This window comes from Thalassotalea insulae, from assembly GCF_030161395.1.
GTDB classification, from domain to species: domain Bacteria; phylum Pseudomonadota; class Gammaproteobacteria; order Enterobacterales; family Alteromonadaceae; genus Thalassotalea_E; species Thalassotalea_E insulae.
In genome coordinates this window covers 2,875,034-2,893,669 of the sequence record NZ_BSST01000001.1, presented here as the reverse complement: position 1 = coordinate 2,893,669, position 18,636 = coordinate 2,875,034, and the positions used below count along the sequence as shown (strand labels likewise).

Genomic DNA, 18,636 nt, shown 5'->3' with positions numbered 1-18,636 from the left:
TTCAATAACAATAAAAGACATGACTATGCGGATTAAATACTTTGCGTTTTTACTGCTAATTATTCCTACCTTTTTCAGCTTGGGGCAGGTGAATGAGCAAGCAACCATTACAGAACTACATCAGAAAATGAAAGCGGGCGAACTGACCAGTGAAGCCTTAGTCAAATATTACCTTACCCGGATTGAAAAATATGATCGTAATGGCAAGAAGCTGAATTCAGTATCACAAATAAATAAACAAGCGCTAGCACAAGCCAAAGCACTAGATCAAAAGCTTAAAGCATCAGGACTAGTTGGCCCACTACACGGCATTCCAGTGGTACTCAAAGATAATATCGATACCACTGACGGCATGAGCAATACTGCTGGTTCTTATGCCTTAGCTAAGAACTTTCCACAAGATGATGCTTTTGTTGTTCAACAACTGAAAAAAGCCGGTGCGATTATTTTAGGTAAAACCAACTTAAGTGAATGGGCAAACTTTCGCTCAACTGCATCATCCAGTGGTTGGAGTGCTTTATATGGTCAAACCAAAAACCCTTATGACACTAGCACTAGCCCCTGTGGTTCAAGCTCAGGCTCAGGCGTGGCGATTGCCGCAAATCTTGCAACTATCGCCTTAGGCACTGAAACCGACGGTTCAGTCACTTGCCCATCTGCACTTAATGGTATTGTCGGCATTAAACCGACTTTAGGCACTGTCAGCCGTGACGGCATTATCCCGATTGCCCATAGCCAAGATACCGCCGGTCCTATGGCGCGCAATGTTACCGATGCAGTTATTCTGCTCAGCGCCATGGTAGCGGAAGATGAAACGGATCCCAATGTCACTCACTCAAACATCGATTACCTATCCCATTTAAAAATAGATGGTTTAAAAGGTAAACGCATCGGTATTGCCCGAGATTTAATGGGCTATCATCAAGGGTTAGATAAAGTCTTTGAGCAAAACCTAGAGATTTTAAAGGCACAGGGTGCAGTGATAATCGACAACCTGACATTTGAGAGTATGTCTCAATGGGATGAGGCAGAATTTACCGTTTTACTCTATGAGTTTAAGCATGATTTGGCTCAATACCTGTCTCAAACCGCGCCTGGATTGCCAAAAACACTAGCGGATGTCATGAGTTTTAACGAAAAACATGCTGAGCAAGAGATGCCTTATTTTCAGCAGGAAATCATGGAGATGGCACAGGCGAAAGGCGAATTAACAGATAAGGAATATACTGAGGCGTTAGCTCAAGCAAAAACTCTGACTCAGGCCCAAGGGATAGATAAATTACTGAAAGAACATCAACTGGATATGATTATTGCACCAACCACAGGGCCAGCATGGAAAATAGATCTGGTTAACGGTGATCATTACCTCGGCGCAGCATCCAGTGCCGCCGCAATTTCAGGTTACCCTCATATTACCGTGCCTATGGGGTATGTCCACGGCTTACCGGTTGGTTTGTCGTTCTTTTCCGGTAAACTCAAAGAAGATGTGCTAATTGAAGCGGCTTACAGCTTTGAACAGGCAACATTATATCGAAAACCGCCAAAGTTGGATTAAACTCTATCAGCATTGGCTGATAAGTCTCAGCTCGAACTGTCAGATATAATTTCTAAATTTTAATTAAATCTGACAGTGCTTTCGTGCCTGCTATAAACACCAAACGCAACAAATTGGCAAATTATACGCCCAATCATATCTCTACTTTCCCAAAATAAATCGACCGACCCATTGACTTTTTTAACATAAAATTAACATCAGGCACTTCAATTATTTAAAAGGGAAATAAAATGATTAAAAACCTCTTTAGCAAAAGAGTTACTCTCGCAATTTTGGCATCCATTACTTTAATCTACAGTCGCTGCTTTAAAAAAGAGTGGTGACGAGCCTTGTGAAAGTTAATAGCCTAATGAGTGAAAGGCATCTAGGGCTTTGTTAACAATCTAACGCGATCATCTGATCGCGTTCTTTCTTAACTTTTTAGTAGAAAAGCAGCTATTCGCTAATGTATTCCACCACTTCCAGGCCAAAACCAGAAAGTGAATGGTATTTTACTTGAGAGCTTAACAGACGCATTTTGCCGACGCCCAAATTAGATAATATTTGTGAGCCAACGCCAACATTACGTGAACCGATATGACGTTTAACTTCTTTAATGGTTTCACCGGCATCAAGCTTGGCGTATTTCTCTACCTGCTCAATCAGCTCTTGTGGTGATTCATGCTTACCTAGCAGCACTAACACCCCACCTTCCTGACCAATTTTTTCTAATGCACTGCCGATCGGCCATTTCGCAACACTTTCTCTCTGGCTAAACAATAGATCTCTAAAGGTATTTTCCAGATGAACCCGTACTAAAGTCGGTTTATCTTTATTTATTGGCCCTTTAGTTAAGGCAAAATGTGCCTGACCATCAATGGTATCTTTAAACACGGTAAGTTCAAATTCACCAAAAGCAGTCGGTAACTTACATTGAGAAATACGTTCAATCGTGGTTTCGTTAGCATTGCGGTATTCAATTAAATCGGCAACTGTCCCCATTTTTATGCCATGCTTTTCGGCAATCACTTCCAGATCTGGACGACGCGCCATAGTGCCGTCTTCATTGAGAATTTCAACGATTACTGCAGCAGGTTCTAATCCGGCCAAACGTGCTAAATCAACACCCGCTTCTGTATGGCCGGCACGGTTTAATACCCCGCCATCTTTTGCCATTAACGGAAAAATATGCCCTGGTTGCACAATAGAATGCTGATTAGCGTCTTTAGCTACTGCAGCTAAAACCGTCGTTGCCCGATCAGCGGCTGAAATCCCTGTCGTAACCCCTGAAGCAGCTTCAATCGACACCGTAAAGTTAGTCGAAAATTGCGCATCATTCTTATCAACCATTAGCGGCAAGTTTAAGCGTTGACAACGCTCTCTGGTCATCGGCATACAAATTAACCCTCGCCCATGAGTGGCCATAAAGTTAATCGCTTCTGGCGTTACTAACTCGGCAGCCATGATAAAGTCACCTTCATTTTCGCGATCTTCATCATCCATCAAGATAACCATTTTACCTTGTCTTATATCTTCGATGATCTCTTTTGGAGAGTGTAAATTCATAGCTGCCTCTTAATTTTTAATAAATCCGCTTTGTGCCAATAACGCTTCGGTTACTCCAAATGACGTATTTGCCGCTTGTTTGCTTTGTAATAATCGCTCGATGTAACGTGCCATTACATCCACTTCTATATTGACCTTGGTACCGAGCTGATAACTTGGGATAATAGTTTGCCCTGTAGTATGCGGCACGATAGTTAAGCGAAACTGATCTTGCGCTAAACTATTGACCGTCAAGCTAACACCATCAACGGTAATCGAGCCTTTTTCTGCAATATAAGGCGCAATACTGGCATCCATACTGAGCCAGTATTCAACACTGTTACCATTTTTAGTAATTGCTTTAATTTCCGCCACCGCATCTACATGACCGGAAACCATATGACCGCCAAACCGTGTTGTCGGCAACATCGCCTTTTCCAGATTAACTTGTTGGTTTTGCTGATAACCACCAAATGCAGTACGCTCTAGCGTTTCATTGGAAATATCTGCACTGTAACTCGTGCTGTCAAACGCTACTACCGTTAAACAAATACCGTTTGTTGCTATCGAGTCACCAAGTTTGACGTCACTCATATCAAGCGACGGGCAATGCACGGTTAAACGTGCGCCCTGATGATTAATACTGATTGATTTAATTGAGCCTATCGCTTCAATAATGCCAGTGAACATATTCACTCTCTTAATGCTAATCTTGATTAACGTTATTATCAAAAAATGTTAAGACAATAGCGCCGTAATTTTTAAATCTCTGCCAACCATAGTGACATCGCTAAATGTCAGATTTTTCGCCTGTGATAAACGTTGCACTTCAGGCATCAGCATTAATCCCTGACCACTATCACCTATTAATTTCGGTGCCTGATATAAAATCAGTTCGTCGACCAAACCCTGTTCAATAAAAGCACCAGCTAACTGACGCCCCGACTCCACTAAAACATCGTTGAGTCCTTTTGATGCTAATAATACCAGCACTTCAGTGAGGTCGACATATTGACCACAGGCAGACTTTGCTACCACAGCTTGTTCAACAAAATGGGGCCAAGTGTGTAAACTTTCAACTTCAGTGCTAATAATAAGAATCGGTGATGTTTCACTAAACAGTTTCAGATCCGGCGTTAAACGATTTTTACTGTCGATAAGCACTCGTAATGGCTGACGCAGTTCACTTTCCTGATAGCTATTTTTTAATACCCCGAGCTCTGACCAACGAACTGTCATCCGCGCCTGATCATAAATCACAGCATCAGCGCCTGAGATCACTGCACAGCTTTGCGCCCTTAACCTTTGCACATCTTGACGAGCATCTTTTGAAGTGATCCACTGACTTTCACCACTGGCCATCGCAGTTTTACCATCTAAACTAGCAGCGAGCTTACAACGAACGTAAGGCATTTTTTCCGTCATTAATTTAATAAAGCCAGGGTTTAGCGTTCGAGCATCACTTTCTAATAATCCAGAAGCACATTGAATCCCAGCCTGCTCTAACAATGCCAGTCCGCGACCTGAAACCTGAGGATTTGGGTCAACCATAGCAGCGATGACCCGACTAACACCTGCATCTATCAACCCTTGCGCACAAGGTGGCGTGCGGCCAAAGTGTGAACAGGGTTCTAAAGTTACGTAGGCTGTTGCTCCCTGAGCATTAACTCCTGCCTGAGCAATGGCATTAACTTCGGCATGACCATCACCGGCCTTGATATGATAACCCTCACCAACAATGTCACCATCTTTAACTAGCACGCAACCTACCCTTGGGTTTGGCGAAGTAGTGTAATGTGCTTTACGTGCTAACTGCAGCGCACGCACCATGAACTGATGGTCGGCTAAAGAAAACGTTGATGCCATCTAATTTTCGTCACCCAAACGAGCGATCTCCTCTCCGAATTCTTTGATATCTTCAAACGAGCGATAAACAGAAGCAAAACGGACATACGCGACTTTATCTAAGCTTTTAAGTTGCTCCATAATAATATTACCCAGCATCTCACTCGATACTTCCCGCTCTCCAGTTGCCCTAAGCTGAGATTTAAGTCGATTGATCGCTTTTTCTGTTTGTTCAACACTGACCGGACGCTTCTCTAATGATCTGACTAAACCACTGCGCAACTTATCTTCATTAAACGGCTCACGAGAACCATCACGCTTAATAATACGCGGCATGACTAATTCAGCGGTTTCAAAAGTGGTGAATCTTTCATTGCAGGCAACACAAGCACGGCGGCGGCGAATTTGATGACCATCAGCCACTAGGCGAGAATCAATGACTTTAGTGTCTGTTGCAGTACAAAACGGGCAATACATTAAGCTGTTACTCTGTTTAATTTAATGCCCGTATTTTAAAGTATTTCCAAAGGGATGTAACGGATTAAACAAAAAAAGCTCAAACCATTGGTTTGAGCTTTTTAATCATTCATTTGTCAACTTGCCTCTCGCACAATGATATGCGTTCTGGCATTCTAGAAATTAACCGTAAACAGGTAAACGCTTACAGATTTCTCTCACTTTAGCTTGTACCGCAGTGATAGTTTCTTCATTGTTGATGTCATCTAAAATGTCACAAATCCAGCCAGTTAAGACTTTAGTGTCTTCAACATTAAAACCACGACGGGTGATCGCTGGAGTACCTAAACGTAAACCTGAAGTAACAAACGGTGAACGCGGATCATTAGGTACCGAATTCTTATTAACCGTGATATGAGCACGACCTAACGCCGCATCAGCATCTTTACCGGTAATATCCTTATCGATGAGATCCAACAGCAATAAGTGGTTTTCAGTGCCGTTAGACACTACTTTGTAACCACGTTCCTGTAATACTGCCACCATAGCTTTAGCATTATCTAATACTCGTTGTTGGTATTCTTTAAATTCTGGTTGTAATGCTTCTTTAAACGCCACCGCTTTCGCTGCAATCACGTGCATTAACGGACCACCTTGACCACCTGGGAATACCGCAGAGTTTAATTTTTTATAAACATCTTCATCACCACAACCAGCAACGATTAAACCGCCACGAGGACCAGCTAACGTTTTATGAGTTGTGGTAGTAACTACATGAGCATGAGGAACAGGGTTTGGATATAATCCTGCTGCAACAAGACCGGCAACATGTGCCATATCCACCATAAAATAAGCACCTACGCTGTCAGCAATTTTACGCATCCGCGCCCAATCAACAACACCAGAAAACGCAGAGAAACCACCGATGATCATCTCTGGCTTATGCTCATTTGCTAACTGCTCTAACTCTTCATAGTTAATATCACCAGTTTCAGGATGTAAACCGTATTGAAACGCTTGGTATGACTTACCTGAAAAGTTAACATGAGAACCGTGAGTTAAGTGACCACCATGAGCAAGGCTCATACCTAACACTTTACCACCTGGAGTAACTAATGCTTGGAATACTGCCGCATTTGCCTGAGAACCAGCATGAGGTTGCACGTTGGCATAATCAGCACCAAACAATTCTTTGGCTCGCTCAATCGCTAACGCTTCTGCTTTATCGACATATTCACAACCGCCGTAATAGCGTTTGCCAGGATAACCTTCAGCATATTTATTGGTTAACTGCGAACCTTGCGCTTCTAAAACGCGCGGGCTACAGTAGTTTTCAGATGCAATTAATTCAATGTGCTCTTCCTGACGGACGGTTTCGTCTGTCATTGCCTGCCATAGTTCTGCATCAAAATCAGCAATATTCATATCACGAGTAAGCATGTTTTTTCCTCAAGTTCACAGTCAATTAAACCAAAGTTAAGACTGGAGAGTTAGACTAAATTTAATTGTCGCATATTTTGCCTGATTCAAGGCTTGATGTACATGTAAAAACCATCAAGATATAGCTCATTTTGCACTGAGCTATATCCGCAAGCTTTGGTTTAATATGCGGTAAAAGTTTTCGATAACCAGATCAAATTCACTTTTTATTGAATATACCGAATAAAAAACCAAAGAACAACAAATAATATTTGATATAAACACTAAAAACCCGAATATTATCTAACTTAACAGCATTGCTACCGTTATAAGTTTTCTGTTTTAGCGCGTAATTGCTGATATTCCTTTTTTCGTTTGCGGTACAACACTTCCGCAACAACGAAAGTACTAACAAGCACCAGGTTAATAAAAACTAACTCGGTTAATTTTAAGCGACCGCTTTGCTGAGCAACCGAATAAACAAGCCAATTCGCTAGCACAGCAAAAGGTACACAAGACCATTTAGTTAGCAGCATATATTTTAACGAAGATTGATATCCTGCAAGCGCATTATCAATTGCTTGCTCAGGACTATTATTAATTTTAGACCAGCTTTCACGACGAATTTTAAATTCATAGCAAACAAAAAACACTGACATCAAACCACCAAGCCCTAAAAAGCTATTAATCGGCTGGCCGAGCTGGCCATTAACAACACCATAAATAAATCCAACTAGCGATAAAAAAGTTGCCAGTATATTTAAGATAAAACACCCTTTTGCCCACCAGGTACGTCGCTTAGTTTGGCTTAATAAAGCACTAATATCTGTTTTTTCAAAAGGTTGTGCCTGCCAGTCCTGTGTCAAGGTGAGCCATTGTTGATCTATCGCTGAGGTATCTACAGCCCCTTGGTCATTTTTTTCAGGTAAACTACTGATATCGAGTACAGCTGCAGCCTGCTGTTCAGATTGTAGAATGGCTTTATATTTCTCATTTAGTGGTAAATTGTCGTCTTTCATACCACCTCCAGTAATTGAATTAATGCGGATTTCGCTCGCGTTAAACGAACCCCGACTAAGCTCGTTGATATCGACAACACTTCAGAAATTTCCTGATAGTTCATGCCCTCTAAGGCCAGGGTGATCACTTGTTGTTGAATTAACGGTAACAGCCTTATTGCCTGTGCTAACCTTTGCTGGCGTTGCGTTTGATCTAACGCCTGAAATGGCGTTGGCTGTTCACTAGAAGACTGGCTGTCGACAGTATTCTCAGCTGATTCCGACTCTGTTTTTACCATTTTCATCGCCTTTGCAACATGAGTCGCGAGCACATTATGGGCAATACGGGCAACAAAAGTTTTCACGGCACAATGTTGGCGAAACGTCGGCAAGGCGCGCCAAATATTTAAGGCGATTTCCTGAAATAACTCTTCCTGAATTGCTGGCTTTGCTTCAAAACCACTAATAAGGTGACGTAGTAATTTTTCATGCGCTGCGATCCAGCAAGTAAATTTCTCTTGATAGCTTAACGACTCATTAGGACAATGTTTTGAGCGAGTATTAAAACTTGCCGAAGACTCTTCAGCAAGCTCAGATGGTTGACTCATATCTTAATTAATAAACCTCAAAGTTAGCCTAACGACATCACTACTTTTTCAGACTTAAGACGTTTCGCCAATGTCAGTACAAGGCCAGCAGTTAATGCAATAGTCGCTGCAGTTGTTACTGTAAACGCCTGCCAGTCAACCGGCAGACCTTTAAACAAGTCTTCCATTAACAATGTCTGGCCGAAGATAGGCGCCCACTCTGTCCAAACGGGTTTATCATCCATTATCATCATGGCGACCGGGATCATAGTAGGTACCATGATCAGCATTGCCACCGTCGACTGAGCTTCCTTAAAGGTTTTTGCCTGAAACGCAAAAAACAGCTGCATTGATGCCGCTAAAAAGCATAATGGGATCAACAGCAGTAATAACGCAATAAAGGTCGTGCCATCCAGACTAAACGTAGCGCCAATCTTAGTTAAATCAACAAAACTTACCGAAACTGTGGTTAACACTAACATTAAAGTCACGGAAATTGTCGCAATCAAACTGGAACAGATTAATTTCGCTAAAACAATTTTTAGCGTACTAACTGGCTGACATAGCAACATTTCCAAAACATTACGCTCGCGCTCACCAGCACTGGAATCAATGGAAATTGACTGCCCGGAAATAAACGCCCCCATCAATAAATACAAACCTAGCATTAAGGTTATGATCACCGCGTTACTACTGGGCAATGAGGTATCTTGCTCTTGTAACCTAAGCGGCTGTAATAACTTGATATCGATGCCCCGAACCAATAAACGTTTATACCCAATTGCTAACGAGAAATTACGAATTTCTTCCTTAATTCGACGTAATGGCGCATTCAGTGATTTTTCACTAAAGTCTGCCCGTAGAATGATATCGATCGCTTTACCATCTAGCATGTCTTCGCCATAGCTGTCAGGGATAATAAGCTCAACATTTCTTTCCTGCCAATTACGTTTTTCCTCTTCCGGCACATCAGCAAAATCAAGAATATTATTATCTTTTAACGTCTTAATCAGTTTTGGTGCATACTCTGCCCCAGAAAACTTGACATAGATTGGCGGATTATCAACAAAGTCCTTAATCATGGTTTTTGACATCACCATAATCATCACAGGTGCTAACAGCCCCATACTCATCGCCACTAACAGCGCACGCTTATCACGAAACGCTTCTTTTAATTCTTTAATTAATAGGGCTTTAAACTGGATCATGCGGCGACTCCTTCATCCGAACCAATAAGTTTGACAAACGCCTCTTCCAGCTGTTGCTCTCCTGCCAGCTCGCATAGCTCCTGTGGCGTGCCTTGCGCCGCCAGCTTGCCATTTGCCACGATGATCACCCGATCACAAAGCGCCGCCACTTCCTGCATCACATGAGAAGAAAATAAAATACAATGGCCTTTAGCCTTAAACTTATTGAGGTAATTTCTTAAAATTCGGGTACTCATCACATCCAGCCCACGGGTTGGCTCATCAAGGACAAAATTTTGTGGTTGATGAACCAGTGCCTGCGCTAATGTCACTTTCATCCGTTGTCCTTGAGAAAAACCAGCAGTTTTACGATACGCGAGTTCTTCCATTTCCAGATCGGCGATGATATTTTCTATCGCCTGTCGTTTAGCCTGCCCCTGTAAACCATGTAAGCTAGCAAAATAATCGATTTGTTCGTAAGCGGTTAAGCGCTCATACAAGCCAAATTTATCCGGAAAAATACCTAGCTTGGCACGTGCTGCTAATGGATCTTTCGTTACTTCAATCCCATCAATCGTGGCAAAGCCCTGATCTGCTGACAATAAGCCATATAAGGTGCGTAAGCAGGTCGTTTTTCCGGCACCATTAGGACCTAAAATACCAGTGATCTCGCCATTTTTAGCGCTAAAAGATAGGCCGTTGAGCGCTTTGACGGTATTTTTTTTCGCATAAAAACTTTTATGTAAGTTATTAACTTCAATCATCACATTATCCTTTAAATGCCGCCGTTTAAGTTGGTCATAAATGACTCTCCTGGAATTTCCTCTAAGCAGGATTCATCCAGACCACCGGGTGTTTGCTTGTCTAAAAATTCATTAATAATAGTGATTGCACACGGCATTACACCTGGGGTATGTGAACCATTTTTAATAATAATGTGTTTACTATTTGGCAAGCTTTTATCGGCGTAGTCGCCATTACTTGGCGGTGTTACCGGATCAAGATCTCCAGAAATAATCAGGGTAGGAATATTTGCAGTAACCGATTGATAAAAAGCATCATCCGGACGATACTGCGGCCATATTGGACACGCCGTTTTCCAGGCTAAATGACTGAGACCACCATTAAAACTATTATCAGCATCAGCGGCAAGCATCGCAGCACTGACTTTAGGCATATCTTCATTACAAACAATATTAAATGTTAAACCGACAAACATTTCCATATTAGTTTCACCCGCAGCGGTTAAGCCAGCAAACGGCGCATAGTTGCCTAAGGATGCCTGATGGATCACTAATGGCACTAATGAACGCCCTTCTAACGAATAAAGCTGGGAAAATATTGTTGAAAGAAACTTATTCTTATCAATATTAAATTCAGTGTTAGTGCCTAATCTAGGATGCGCTATGGTTAACTTAAGTGGATCACGCTCCAGCTGTGCTACTACCTGAGTAAATTCCTCGGCTAAATTGGGATAGGCCTGCTGACAACTTGGTTCTTGCTGACAATGAGTTAATAACATTTGAAACGAACGCGCAGCGCTTTTGCCAAACAAGCCAATGGGCACTTCTATTGGGCCGACACTGTCAAGCACGACACTGGCTAATGATTGTGGAAACATCCTCATATAAACCAAGCCTGCGCGCGTGCCGTAAGAGCCACCATAAATGGCGATTTGCTGATGGCCTAATGCCTGACGCACGGCATCGAAATCACGAATCGCATTTTCTGAGTTATATTGAGTTAAATCACCACTGAGCTCAGCTAAGCATTGCTTAACTTCTTGCTCAGAAAAGTCCTCAGGTAAAGTTTGATAGGCATCCATTGTGATCGCATTTTCACATTGCAGTGGGTGAGACTTACCGGTCCCGCGTTGGTCGACTAAGATCAAGTCCCGTGTTTTACGCACTTCGTTAAATGCCCGATACAAACCACCAGCTAACGACACCGCCGCTTGTCCTGGTCCACCAGCTAAAAACATCAATGGCTCTTTATCCTGACTATTATCAATCGCAGGTAGCACAGCGAAGTTGATGGTGATTTTTACGCCATCAGGTTGCTGGTAGTTTTCCGGCACTTGTAGCGTACCACACTGTACCTGCTGCTTAATGCCTTCTAGATGGCAATGTTCAAGCGTTAACATATCTTCAGCTGCTTGAGCCACTTCACTGATAGGCAGCAAAGTTAACACAATCCACAACTTACAAAATATTCTCATATTATTCTTCCTTAGCACATTCATCCCTACTTAGTCTGATGATTAACAAATTTATTACAAACCTTACTAAAATTTTAATTAATTTTTTAATGCCATGATATAATTAAATTTTTATTCAAATAAACGCTAGAAATTCATTCACTGTTTGGCAATAGGGGTTGCGAATGACACTAAAGGCATACCAAGTTGATGCATTTACCAATCAGGGACAAGGTGGTAATCCCGCAGGGGTCGTGCTAAATGCAGATAAATTATCCCCTCAGCAAATGCAGACTATTGCAAAAACACTTGGCTTTTCCGAAACCGCCTTTATCAGTAAAGATGATGAATGTGATTTTCATATTCGCTTTTTTACCCCTAACAGTGAAGTTGACTTTTGTGGTCACGCAACACTAGCTAGCTTTTATCTGTTGTTTCAGCAAAATATCATTTCAGCCGCAAGTTATCGCCAACGTACCAAAGCGGGCAAATTAGCGGTTACAGTTTATCCTGATGGCTTAGTTGAAATGCAGCAGACATTACCACAATTTATCACCAAAGTACCTGCAGAAGCAGTTGCAGCATCACTCAACATTAGTCCGGACGTTATCAATGCCTTAGCATACCCGCTAGAAATCGTCTCTACTGGCCTCAGTGATATCATCATCCCTTTACCACCTGGCTATTTAGCCAAAATAACTCCTAACTTTGCCGCCATAACAAAGCTCTCAGAGCAATATCAGGTAATAGGCTACCACGCTTTTGAACTGGCCCCCGTAGATAGCTCCTTTACTGCCAGTTGCCGTAATTTTGCGCCAGCTGTCGGCATCAATGAAGAGTCTGCCACCGGTAGCGCCTGTGGCGCGTTAGCCAGTTATTTATTTAAGCACCAGTTAATCGACGGCTCACATTATCTCTTTGAACAGGGGCGAGCAATGAACTGCCCGTCAACCATTAAAGCAAGTATTACGGCTGAGCACCAACAAATCACTGAAGTAAAAGTTGCCGGTTATGCACAACTAATCACATCCCATATAATCTGCACTTAAAAAAAAAGCCACTGTGGGAGAACAGTGGCTTAAAAGCTAAATACGACAAAGTATTCAAGCTACTTCGTTATAAGACAAAACAATAGGGGTATCCTGCCTTATTAAACGAACCAAGGTGAATGCTGGCATTATACCAATTTGGTTAATCTCTTAACTTGGTATTAGTACTCACATTCAAAACATGTTAATCAATGATAAATATCAAAAGTTCATATCACCAACCCAGAAAAATATATTGTATATCATATACACTGTCAAGCGATTAATAAATGAATCCAGCAAAAAGCAAAATAATAATGCTCAGCCAATAAGAAAATTTCTGAAAAACGTAAATTAAACATTCACAACTCATTCATTTAGGGATAAAGTCTTATTAAGATGTAATTTTAAAAGGGATGACTGATGGAATTGAATCAGTGGGTAGATGAATTGTTTGAAGTATTCGATGAAGACAAAGACGGCGTGATCAATCGCAGTGAATTTGTCGAACTAATTGATTGCTTACTTCAAGATAAAGGTATTCGAATGTGCGAATCAATTTTCAAACGCTTTGATACTAACCATGATAACTCTATCTCAAAAGAAGAGTTAAAAGAGATGGTGATAGAACTCGCGCTATAAACCGCCCTAATAATCGATAAGATAAAAAAGAGTCCTCGTGGCTCTTTTTTTCTGGTCCAACCTCTATCTAATCCAGCACAGTTCTGCTAACATTTCAGCATACACTTGTAAGCCGGAATTTTTCTACTGTGATCTCCCAATACAGCTTAGCTGAAGAAATTGCCAATGCCGTGAGCCATGGCATTGCCACACTGTTAAGTGTTGCAGGGTTAACTTTATTGGTATTTTATGCGGTCCAACAACAAGATGTACTGCGAGTCACCAGTTTTGCCATTTATGGTGCCAGCTTGGTATTATTATTTCTCTCTTCTACCCTTTATCACGCATTAGTTACCCCGAAAGCAAAACAACTATTTAAATTGTTCGACCATTGCGCCATCTACTTATTAATCGCAGGTACTTATACCCCGTTAATGCTACTGGCATTAGATAATCAATTGGGCTACATCATGCTAGTGCTGATATGGTTCTTCGCTATCGCTGGCATCGTTTACAAAATTACGGTAAAAAATCACAATAAGCTGATCTCCGTAAGTAGCTATCTCGGCCTAGGCTTTATTGCTTTATTTTGCCTTCAGCAACTATATTTGGCTTTGCCCGGCTACGGATTATTCCTACTGTGCTTAGGCGGTGGATTTTATGCGTTTGGCGTTATCTTCTATCTCAACCATAAAATTCCATTCAATCATGCCATCTGGCACTTGTTTGTATTTGCCGGTGCCTGCTGTCATTTCTTCTTAATGTGGTTTTATGTCTAGCGCTTTATAAGGTTTCACTTAGGTTAATCGGTTAAGTAATTCGCAAAACGTGCTAATAACGGCGCAAATTCCTTTTGCCCTAAACCGAGGCGAAAATATGGCCCGATTAAGCCAAACAGTGTCCCCGGTAACGCGAGTATGCCTGTCGTCTGAGCAAGTGCTTGTGCCCAGCTTTCAATATTATCAATACCTTTGACTTCTACTAACGCTAAGATGCCTGCCTGTGGTGGGCACCAGGCCAGCTTTTCTGGCAACTGGCTCACCAACTGTTCAAACAATACAATATTGTTTTTCACTATCTGGTTATTGCTAGCAATAATTTTATCAGCCTTACTTAGCACCATTGTCGCAACAGTTTCATCAAGTAGCGAGCAGCAAATTGAACTATAACTTTTAAGTGCCAATAAGCGATTCAGTAACTCTTTATTACGAGAGAGCACCCAACCGAGACGGATACCCGCAAGACCAAAGCTTTTCGACATCACAGACACCACCACGGCTTTCTGATAATCGAGAAAACGATGTGATAAATTTAGCTGGTAATAATTCGTTGCCTGACTGACATCATCGGCAATTAAATAACAGTTATATTGTTGTGCTATAAGCAAAATGTCATCCGCTAGCTTGCTATCAATCACCTGACCACTGGGGTTATGAGGAGAATTTATTAAGATAAGTTTCGTTTTATGATTAACCACTTGTTGAAAATCGGCCAAAGTCAGTTGCCAAGCTCTATCTGGGGACAAGGCTATCGCTTTAACCACACAGCCTGCTTGCTCCGCCATTTGGCTTAAGCTCGGATAATTAGGGGTGACAACGACGACTTCATCTCCCGGTTGCAACAATAACTGATACAGTGCAGCAAGCGCTTCCTGTGCTCCACAAAAGGTTAACACGTGCTCGGCTGTTAACTGAAATTGATGATGATTCAGTGCTTGATGAAAGTAAGCAATTTGCTCGCGTAATCGCTCACTGCCACGTAGTGATGCGTAGCTAAGTTTAATCTCATTTAGCGCTGAAAAATCCTGCTCGGTTAGCTCAGCCAACTCATCAAGCGACAATGCTTGACCACAAGAATTACTTAAACTGTCGCTAACCGGCGTCGATAAGCGCTGTACAAAAGCTAAGTGTTTTGGCAACGCTGGCTGATTAATCGTCATCTTTTAGCTGCCACACAGTGACATCCAATAGTTTAGCCAAAGTTTGCCGATGGTTTAGCTTGAACGCTAAAGGGATATCCTGTTGTTCACGCAGAATAAAACTATCAGCTAACGCCTGAATTAAGCCATCAAAACCCGTGACATTTTCACCATTAACCTTAATACCACCAAGCCACTTTGCCTTATCTGCAATATTAGGATCAAACACATAATCGGAGGCAATTATTAATAAACCTTGCTTATTGAGCCGTTGTTTAATGGTCGCCAGCACTTTTTTCGGGTCATAACTTTGCTCTAACACCTGCTGCAAAATAATAACGTCATAATCGTTAAAAATTGGTTTTAAGTTAACCGCATCCCCTTGGCTAAATAATATATTACTCCGATAATCAGCCATTACTTGCTCAGCGTTGACTTCATTAAAATGAACAATATCTCCTTGTTCGACACTTTGGTAACGTAATGATTCCCCTTGCTGCAACTTGACGCCATATTGGATAAAGCGGGCAGAAAAATCGACGCCATCGATATATGCAAAATCAGGGGATAATTCAAATGCGGTTGCGCCAACTGAACAGCCTAAGTTGAGTAATTTATTATTTGCAGGTGCATACTGTTTTGTCACTTGCCGAACAAAATGGGCCAATTTTTGAGGAAAATTTTCTGGCTTCGCATCTGTAGCTTTTGACAAATACGGCTGATAATGTAAGGCCAATTGCTGACAGAGATCAGCATCAGTTTCATAACAATTCACTGCAGTGACCGGAACTTGCTGCTGTTCACTTTCAATATAGCGAAAGCCAGCATGCTGATAAAAATGACGACGAAACGCGTAACGAGATGATTTTATCGCTTCATTGCCAGTAGAAATCCACGATCCTCCCTTAATCAAATTGTGCTTACCATCAAAGGTCGGTGTCGAAAAATCATCGTATAACGGATGGACACTAAAGCCATTAAAACCATCGATTGCCGACTCAGTCCACTGCCAAACATTACCACAAATATCGTATATCCCCTGATGAGAAAAACGATTAACTGGACACGAGGACGCGTAAAACTCTAGGTTAATATTTCCTGGTGCTTCATGCCAATCCACTAGATCTTCGCTGATCTGCTGACGTAAACAGTACCACTCGGCTTCAGTCGGCAATCGGATATTCTTTCGCTCTTGCTTTGCTTTCCAGTTGCAAAACGCTTTCGCTTCTAAATAATTAACTTCCACCGGCCAGTTTAACGGCAATGGTATTTCGTTAAGCAAATTACGTTGAAAATATTCTCCATTTATTTTCAACCAAAACCTTGGCATCGTCGACTTTTTATATGCTAACCATTGCTGACCTTCTTCCGTCCAATATTGCTGCTGTTGGTAACCACCGGCATCAACAAAGGCTAAAAATTCCTGATTAGACACCAGATACTGGCTAACATTAAAGTCTTTAACTTCTACGCTTAACTGACCGTACTCATTATCCCAACCGTAAGTAGGGTCTGACTCTGCCTTGCCAAGTTCGATTTTTTGCCCGGCAATCGGCAGTAATTTATTTTCCGGCGCTTGAGCAACCTCATCACAGGCTAGCCACTGCTCACTGGCAGTTAAGTAGTCTAGTGGTAACATCCGCATGATCACTGACGAGGTTTCCAGGTGAATACGTTCGTGCTCACAGCCCATTAAAAACACCCAAGCTAGAGAGTCTTGTCTGATCGGTAAGCTCAGCTCCATGGTATCAATCATGCCGACAATTAACTGAAAAACTTGTTGGCGATAATCTCGCACCGTCTGGACGCTAGGCCAGTCATAATGACGGCTATCCAGATCATCCCAGCTCATTTCGTCAACCCCGACCGCGCAAATAGCTTCTAATGCCGGATCTAGACGCTTACTGATGTATTTGCCCAACATTAACTTATTGATATAAAACGTCGCAGTATGACCATAATAAAAAATCAATGGATGACGCAGCGGCTCAGGCCGTAAATAGAACGCTTCATCGGCATTAATTAAGGCAAACAATGATTCATAGCTTTGCCAGCTATTAATAAAATACTGTTTCAGCTGCTGACGTTTTTCGTCTACCGAACTGCCTGTCAATAATGGCGTTTTCTGTTGCTTTATTAAATTTTTCATCACGCTTACTTTTTACTACTAGATTATTATTTTTGGCCGCTGATACCGATCTAAAATCGCTGACTTTAATCGCGTTCCTACCATACTACCTGGTTGCTGAGAATTGTCACTGCTCTGCATTTCACTTTGCTCGACCTTATCAATTGCATCCGCAAACCAGTTATCCTGTGCAAACAGCGTTATTGCACCAGGAGCATCTTGCTGACAATACAAAGAAAGAGGCAAAGCAATTGGCTCAAATACTTCTGGAGTCAGCGCTTGGCAACTCGTTTCCTTATAGGCCTGCAGCGCATCAATGATATTAACTAAGGCGTAGATGACATTAATATAAGGATTATAAAAGACACTGGAGGCTCCCAACCGATGCTCTATACGCGCTGTTTGCTGCCATAAGTGCTCACTAACAATCACCTGGTGAAGATGATCATAGACCAAAGGTGTTTCCCCCATGCTCTGGTTATGTTTGCCGTATTTTTTATAGAGTGCAACACTGCCCTGATGACCGCCAGAAATATCAGAAGGAGAACATAACTCATCTGCCAAGCCATATTTACTCTTAAGCGCAAAGCGCTCAAATGCTTCTTCTTCCGGTAAATAAAGTAAGCTACAGGCCAAACTTGAGCGTAAAAAACAATATTGCAAATACTCACCAAACCCGCCATCAGTAACAATATTTTTCCCGAGAGCATTATTGACACTAATATTCATTTGAATAGCATTTGGAATATGAACAGCCCGCCCATCATCACTAAATATATTTTCACAACCTTGTGCTAGCTTACCTTTATCCCCCGCCCACACCACCGGCTTGATCAAAGTTTGTTCGATTCCCTGTTCGGCAAATAATTTCGGTAAACATGTCATCGCTTGCGTTAAATACTCAGCTTCCATTAACGGAGACTGACCGTTAAACAAGGAAACATATTCCCATTGATGAGCCCAGTATTCAGGGATCAGCTTACCGCCAATGTCCATTTGTTGTAATCGTTGATTAATTTGGGAAAAATTAACCGCCTTACTACCATTATGACTGCGATAACAACCTTCCCACTCAAAATGAATGACAGGGGTATAACCTAAACGGGAAATATGGTTTTGTAATAGCAAGATCACAGATTTAGCAAGCGAGTTCAGCATCTTGGGCATTAAACG

At 41.8% G+C, this 18,636-nt stretch carries 17 protein-coding genes; 4 read left to right on the top strand and 13 right to left on the bottom strand.

Going from position 1 to position 18,636, the window contains the following annotated elements; translation table 11 throughout:
- Positions 1 to 25 precede the first annotated feature (25 nt).
- On the top strand, positions 26 to 1,555 hold the full coding sequence (locus QQK06_RS13115) for an amidase (RefSeq protein WP_284245170.1): 1,530 nt from the start codon (positions 26 to 28) through the stop codon (positions 1,553 to 1,555).
- Positions 1,556 to 1,990: 435 nt separating this feature from the next.
- Here QQK06_RS13115 and ribBA read toward each other — a convergent pair whose 3' ends face one another.
- The 10 genes from ribBA to QQK06_RS13065 form a co-directional block, all read right to left on the bottom strand.
- A complete protein-coding gene (gene ribBA, locus QQK06_RS13110; RefSeq protein ID WP_284245168.1) occupies positions 1,991 to 3,100 on the bottom strand; it encodes a bifunctional 3,4-dihydroxy-2-butanone-4-phosphate synthase/GTP cyclohydrolase II in 1,110 nt (369 codons plus the stop codon).
- 9 nt (positions 3,101 to 3,109) lie between these two features.
- The gene (locus QQK06_RS13105) at positions 3,110 to 3,769 is read right to left on the bottom strand and encodes a riboflavin synthase (protein ID WP_284245166.1); all 660 of its coding nucleotides are present in this window, start codon (positions 3,767 to 3,769) and stop codon (positions 3,110 to 3,112) included.
- Between the two features lie 48 nt (positions 3,770 to 3,817).
- Positions 3,818 to 4,945, bottom strand: a complete 1,128-nt coding sequence (gene ribD / locus QQK06_RS13100; protein ID WP_284245165.1) for a bifunctional diaminohydroxyphosphoribosylaminopyrimidine deaminase/5-amino-6-(5-phosphoribosylamino)uracil reductase RibD — start codon at positions 4,943 to 4,945, stop codon at positions 3,818 to 3,820.
- Positions 4,946 to 5,401 (bottom strand): transcriptional regulator NrdR, encoded by a 456-nt coding sequence (nrdR, locus tag QQK06_RS13095; RefSeq protein WP_284245164.1) that lies wholly within the window; start codon positions 5,399 to 5,401, stop codon positions 4,946 to 4,948. It lies immediately after the preceding gene.
- A 162-nt stretch (positions 5,402 to 5,563) separates the two neighbouring features.
- Entirely contained in the window at positions 5,564 to 6,820 is a 1,257-nt protein-coding gene (gene glyA, locus QQK06_RS13090; RefSeq protein ID WP_284245163.1) for a serine hydroxymethyltransferase, read from the bottom strand.
- Positions 6,821 to 7,125: 305 nt separating this feature from the next.
- A complete protein-coding gene (locus QQK06_RS13085; RefSeq protein WP_284245162.1) occupies positions 7,126 to 7,818 on the bottom strand; it encodes a hypothetical protein in 693 nt (230 codons plus the stop codon).
- Positions 7,815 to 8,405: an RNA polymerase sigma factor gene (locus QQK06_RS13080; protein ID WP_284245161.1), complete on the bottom strand. Its 591-nt coding sequence runs from the start codon at positions 8,403 to 8,405 to the stop codon at positions 7,815 to 7,817. The genes QQK06_RS13085 and QQK06_RS13080 overlap by 4 nt, the downstream gene beginning before the upstream one ends.
- A 23-nt stretch (positions 8,406 to 8,428) precedes the next feature.
- Positions 8,429 to 9,592 carry an ABC transporter permease gene (locus QQK06_RS13075; RefSeq protein ID WP_284245160.1) on the bottom strand — a complete coding sequence of 388 codons (1,164 nt, stop codon included), beginning with the start codon at positions 9,590 to 9,592 and terminating at the stop codon, positions 8,429 to 8,431.
- Positions 9,589 to 10,335, bottom strand: a complete 747-nt coding sequence (locus QQK06_RS13070) for an ABC transporter ATP-binding protein (RefSeq protein WP_284245159.1) — start codon at positions 10,333 to 10,335, stop codon at positions 9,589 to 9,591. Before QQK06_RS13070 ends, QQK06_RS13075 begins: the two co-directional genes overlap by 4 nt.
- Positions 10,336 to 10,346: 11 nt before the next feature.
- The gene (locus tag QQK06_RS13065) at positions 10,347 to 11,789 is read right to left on the bottom strand and encodes an alpha/beta fold hydrolase (RefSeq protein WP_284245158.1); all 1,443 of its coding nucleotides are present in this window, start codon (positions 11,787 to 11,789) and stop codon (positions 10,347 to 10,349) included.
- Positions 11,790 to 11,953: 164 nt separating this feature from the next.
- Between QQK06_RS13065 and QQK06_RS13060 the strand changes: the two genes are divergently transcribed.
- The 3 genes from QQK06_RS13060 to trhA all read left to right on the top strand — a co-directional run bounded on the left by QQK06_RS13060 (position 11,954) and on the right by trhA (position 14,196).
- On the top strand, positions 11,954 to 12,817 hold the full coding sequence (locus QQK06_RS13060) for a PhzF family phenazine biosynthesis protein (protein WP_284245157.1): 864 nt from the start codon (positions 11,954 to 11,956) through the stop codon (positions 12,815 to 12,817).
- Between the two features lie 402 nt (positions 12,818 to 13,219).
- Entirely contained in the window at positions 13,220 to 13,438 is a 219-nt protein-coding gene (locus QQK06_RS13055) for an EF-hand domain-containing protein (protein WP_284245156.1), read from the top strand.
- Between the two features lie 128 nt (positions 13,439 to 13,566).
- Positions 13,567 to 14,196 carry a PAQR family membrane homeostasis protein TrhA gene (gene trhA, locus QQK06_RS13050; protein WP_284245155.1) on the top strand — a complete coding sequence of 210 codons (630 nt, stop codon included), beginning with the start codon at positions 13,567 to 13,569 and terminating at the stop codon, positions 14,194 to 14,196.
- A 23-nt stretch (positions 14,197 to 14,219) separates the two neighbouring features.
- On the opposite strand, the gene QQK06_RS13045 is transcribed toward trhA, so the two are convergent.
- From QQK06_RS13045 to QQK06_RS13035, 3 genes are read right to left on the bottom strand one after another with little or no spacing between them, the layout of a single operon-like run.
- On the bottom strand, positions 14,220 to 15,356 hold the full coding sequence (locus QQK06_RS13045; protein WP_284245154.1) for an aminotransferase class I/II-fold pyridoxal phosphate-dependent enzyme: 1,137 nt from the start codon (positions 15,354 to 15,356) through the stop codon (positions 14,220 to 14,222).
- The gene (gene ovoA / locus QQK06_RS13040) at positions 15,346 to 17,484 is read right to left on the bottom strand and encodes a 5-histidylcysteine sulfoxide synthase (RefSeq protein ID WP_284245153.1); all 2,139 of its coding nucleotides are present in this window, start codon (positions 17,482 to 17,484) and stop codon (positions 15,346 to 15,348) included. Before ovoA ends, QQK06_RS13045 begins: the two co-directional genes overlap by 11 nt.
- 18 nt (positions 17,485 to 17,502) lie before the next feature.
- On the bottom strand, positions 17,503 to 18,630 hold the full coding sequence (locus QQK06_RS13035) for a hypothetical protein (protein ID WP_284245152.1): 1,128 nt from the start codon (positions 18,628 to 18,630) through the stop codon (positions 17,503 to 17,505).
- Positions 18,631 to 18,636 lie beyond the last annotated feature (6 nt).

Coding starts and splice junctions, on each gene's coding strand:
- glyA (WP_284245163.1), bottom strand. CDS start 6,820: ATGCTTACTCGTGATATGAATATTGCTGATTTTGATGCAGAACTATGG.
- nrdR (WP_284245164.1), bottom strand. CDS start 5,401: ATGTATTGCCCGTTTTGTACTGCAACAGACACTAAAGTCATTGATTCT.
- QQK06_RS13085 (WP_284245162.1), bottom strand. CDS start 7,818: ATGAAAGACGACAATTTACCACTAAATGAGAAATATAAAGCCATTCTA.
- QQK06_RS13065 (WP_284245158.1), bottom strand. CDS start 11,789: ATGAGAATATTTTGTAAGTTGTGGATTGTGTTAACTTTGCTGCCTATC.
- ovoA (WP_284245153.1), bottom strand. CDS start 17,484: ATGAAAAATTTAATAAAGCAACAGAAAACGCCATTATTGACAGGCAGT.
- QQK06_RS13075 (WP_284245160.1), bottom strand. CDS start 9,592: ATGATCCAGTTTAAAGCCCTATTAATTAAAGAATTAAAAGAAGCGTTT.
- QQK06_RS13070 (WP_284245159.1), bottom strand. CDS start 10,335: ATGATTGAAGTTAATAACTTACATAAAAGTTTTTATGCGAAAAAAAAT.
- QQK06_RS13045 (WP_284245154.1), bottom strand. CDS start 15,356: ATGACGATTAATCAGCCAGCGTTGCCAAAACACTTAGCTTTTGTACAG.
- ribD (WP_284245165.1), bottom strand. CDS start 4,945: ATGGCATCAACGTTTTCTTTAGCCGACCATCAGTTCATGGTGCGTGCG.
- QQK06_RS13080 (WP_284245161.1), bottom strand. CDS start 8,405: ATGAGTCAACCATCTGAGCTTGCTGAAGAGTCTTCGGCAAGTTTTAAT.
- QQK06_RS13115 (WP_284245170.1), top strand. CDS start 26: ATGCGGATTAAATACTTTGCGTTTTTACTGCTAATTATTCCTACCTTT.
- ribBA (WP_284245168.1), bottom strand. CDS start 3,100: ATGAATTTACACTCTCCAAAAGAGATCATCGAAGATATAAGACAAGGT.
- QQK06_RS13105 (WP_284245166.1), bottom strand. CDS start 3,769: ATGTTCACTGGCATTATTGAAGCGATAGGCTCAATTAAATCAATCAGT.
- QQK06_RS13035 (WP_284245152.1), bottom strand. CDS start 18,630: ATGCCCAAGATGCTGAACTCGCTTGCTAAATCTGTGATCTTGCTATTA.
- QQK06_RS13055 (WP_284245156.1), top strand. CDS start 13,220: ATGGAATTGAATCAGTGGGTAGATGAATTGTTTGAAGTATTCGATGAA.
- QQK06_RS13060 (WP_284245157.1), top strand. CDS start 11,954: ATGACACTAAAGGCATACCAAGTTGATGCATTTACCAATCAGGGACAA.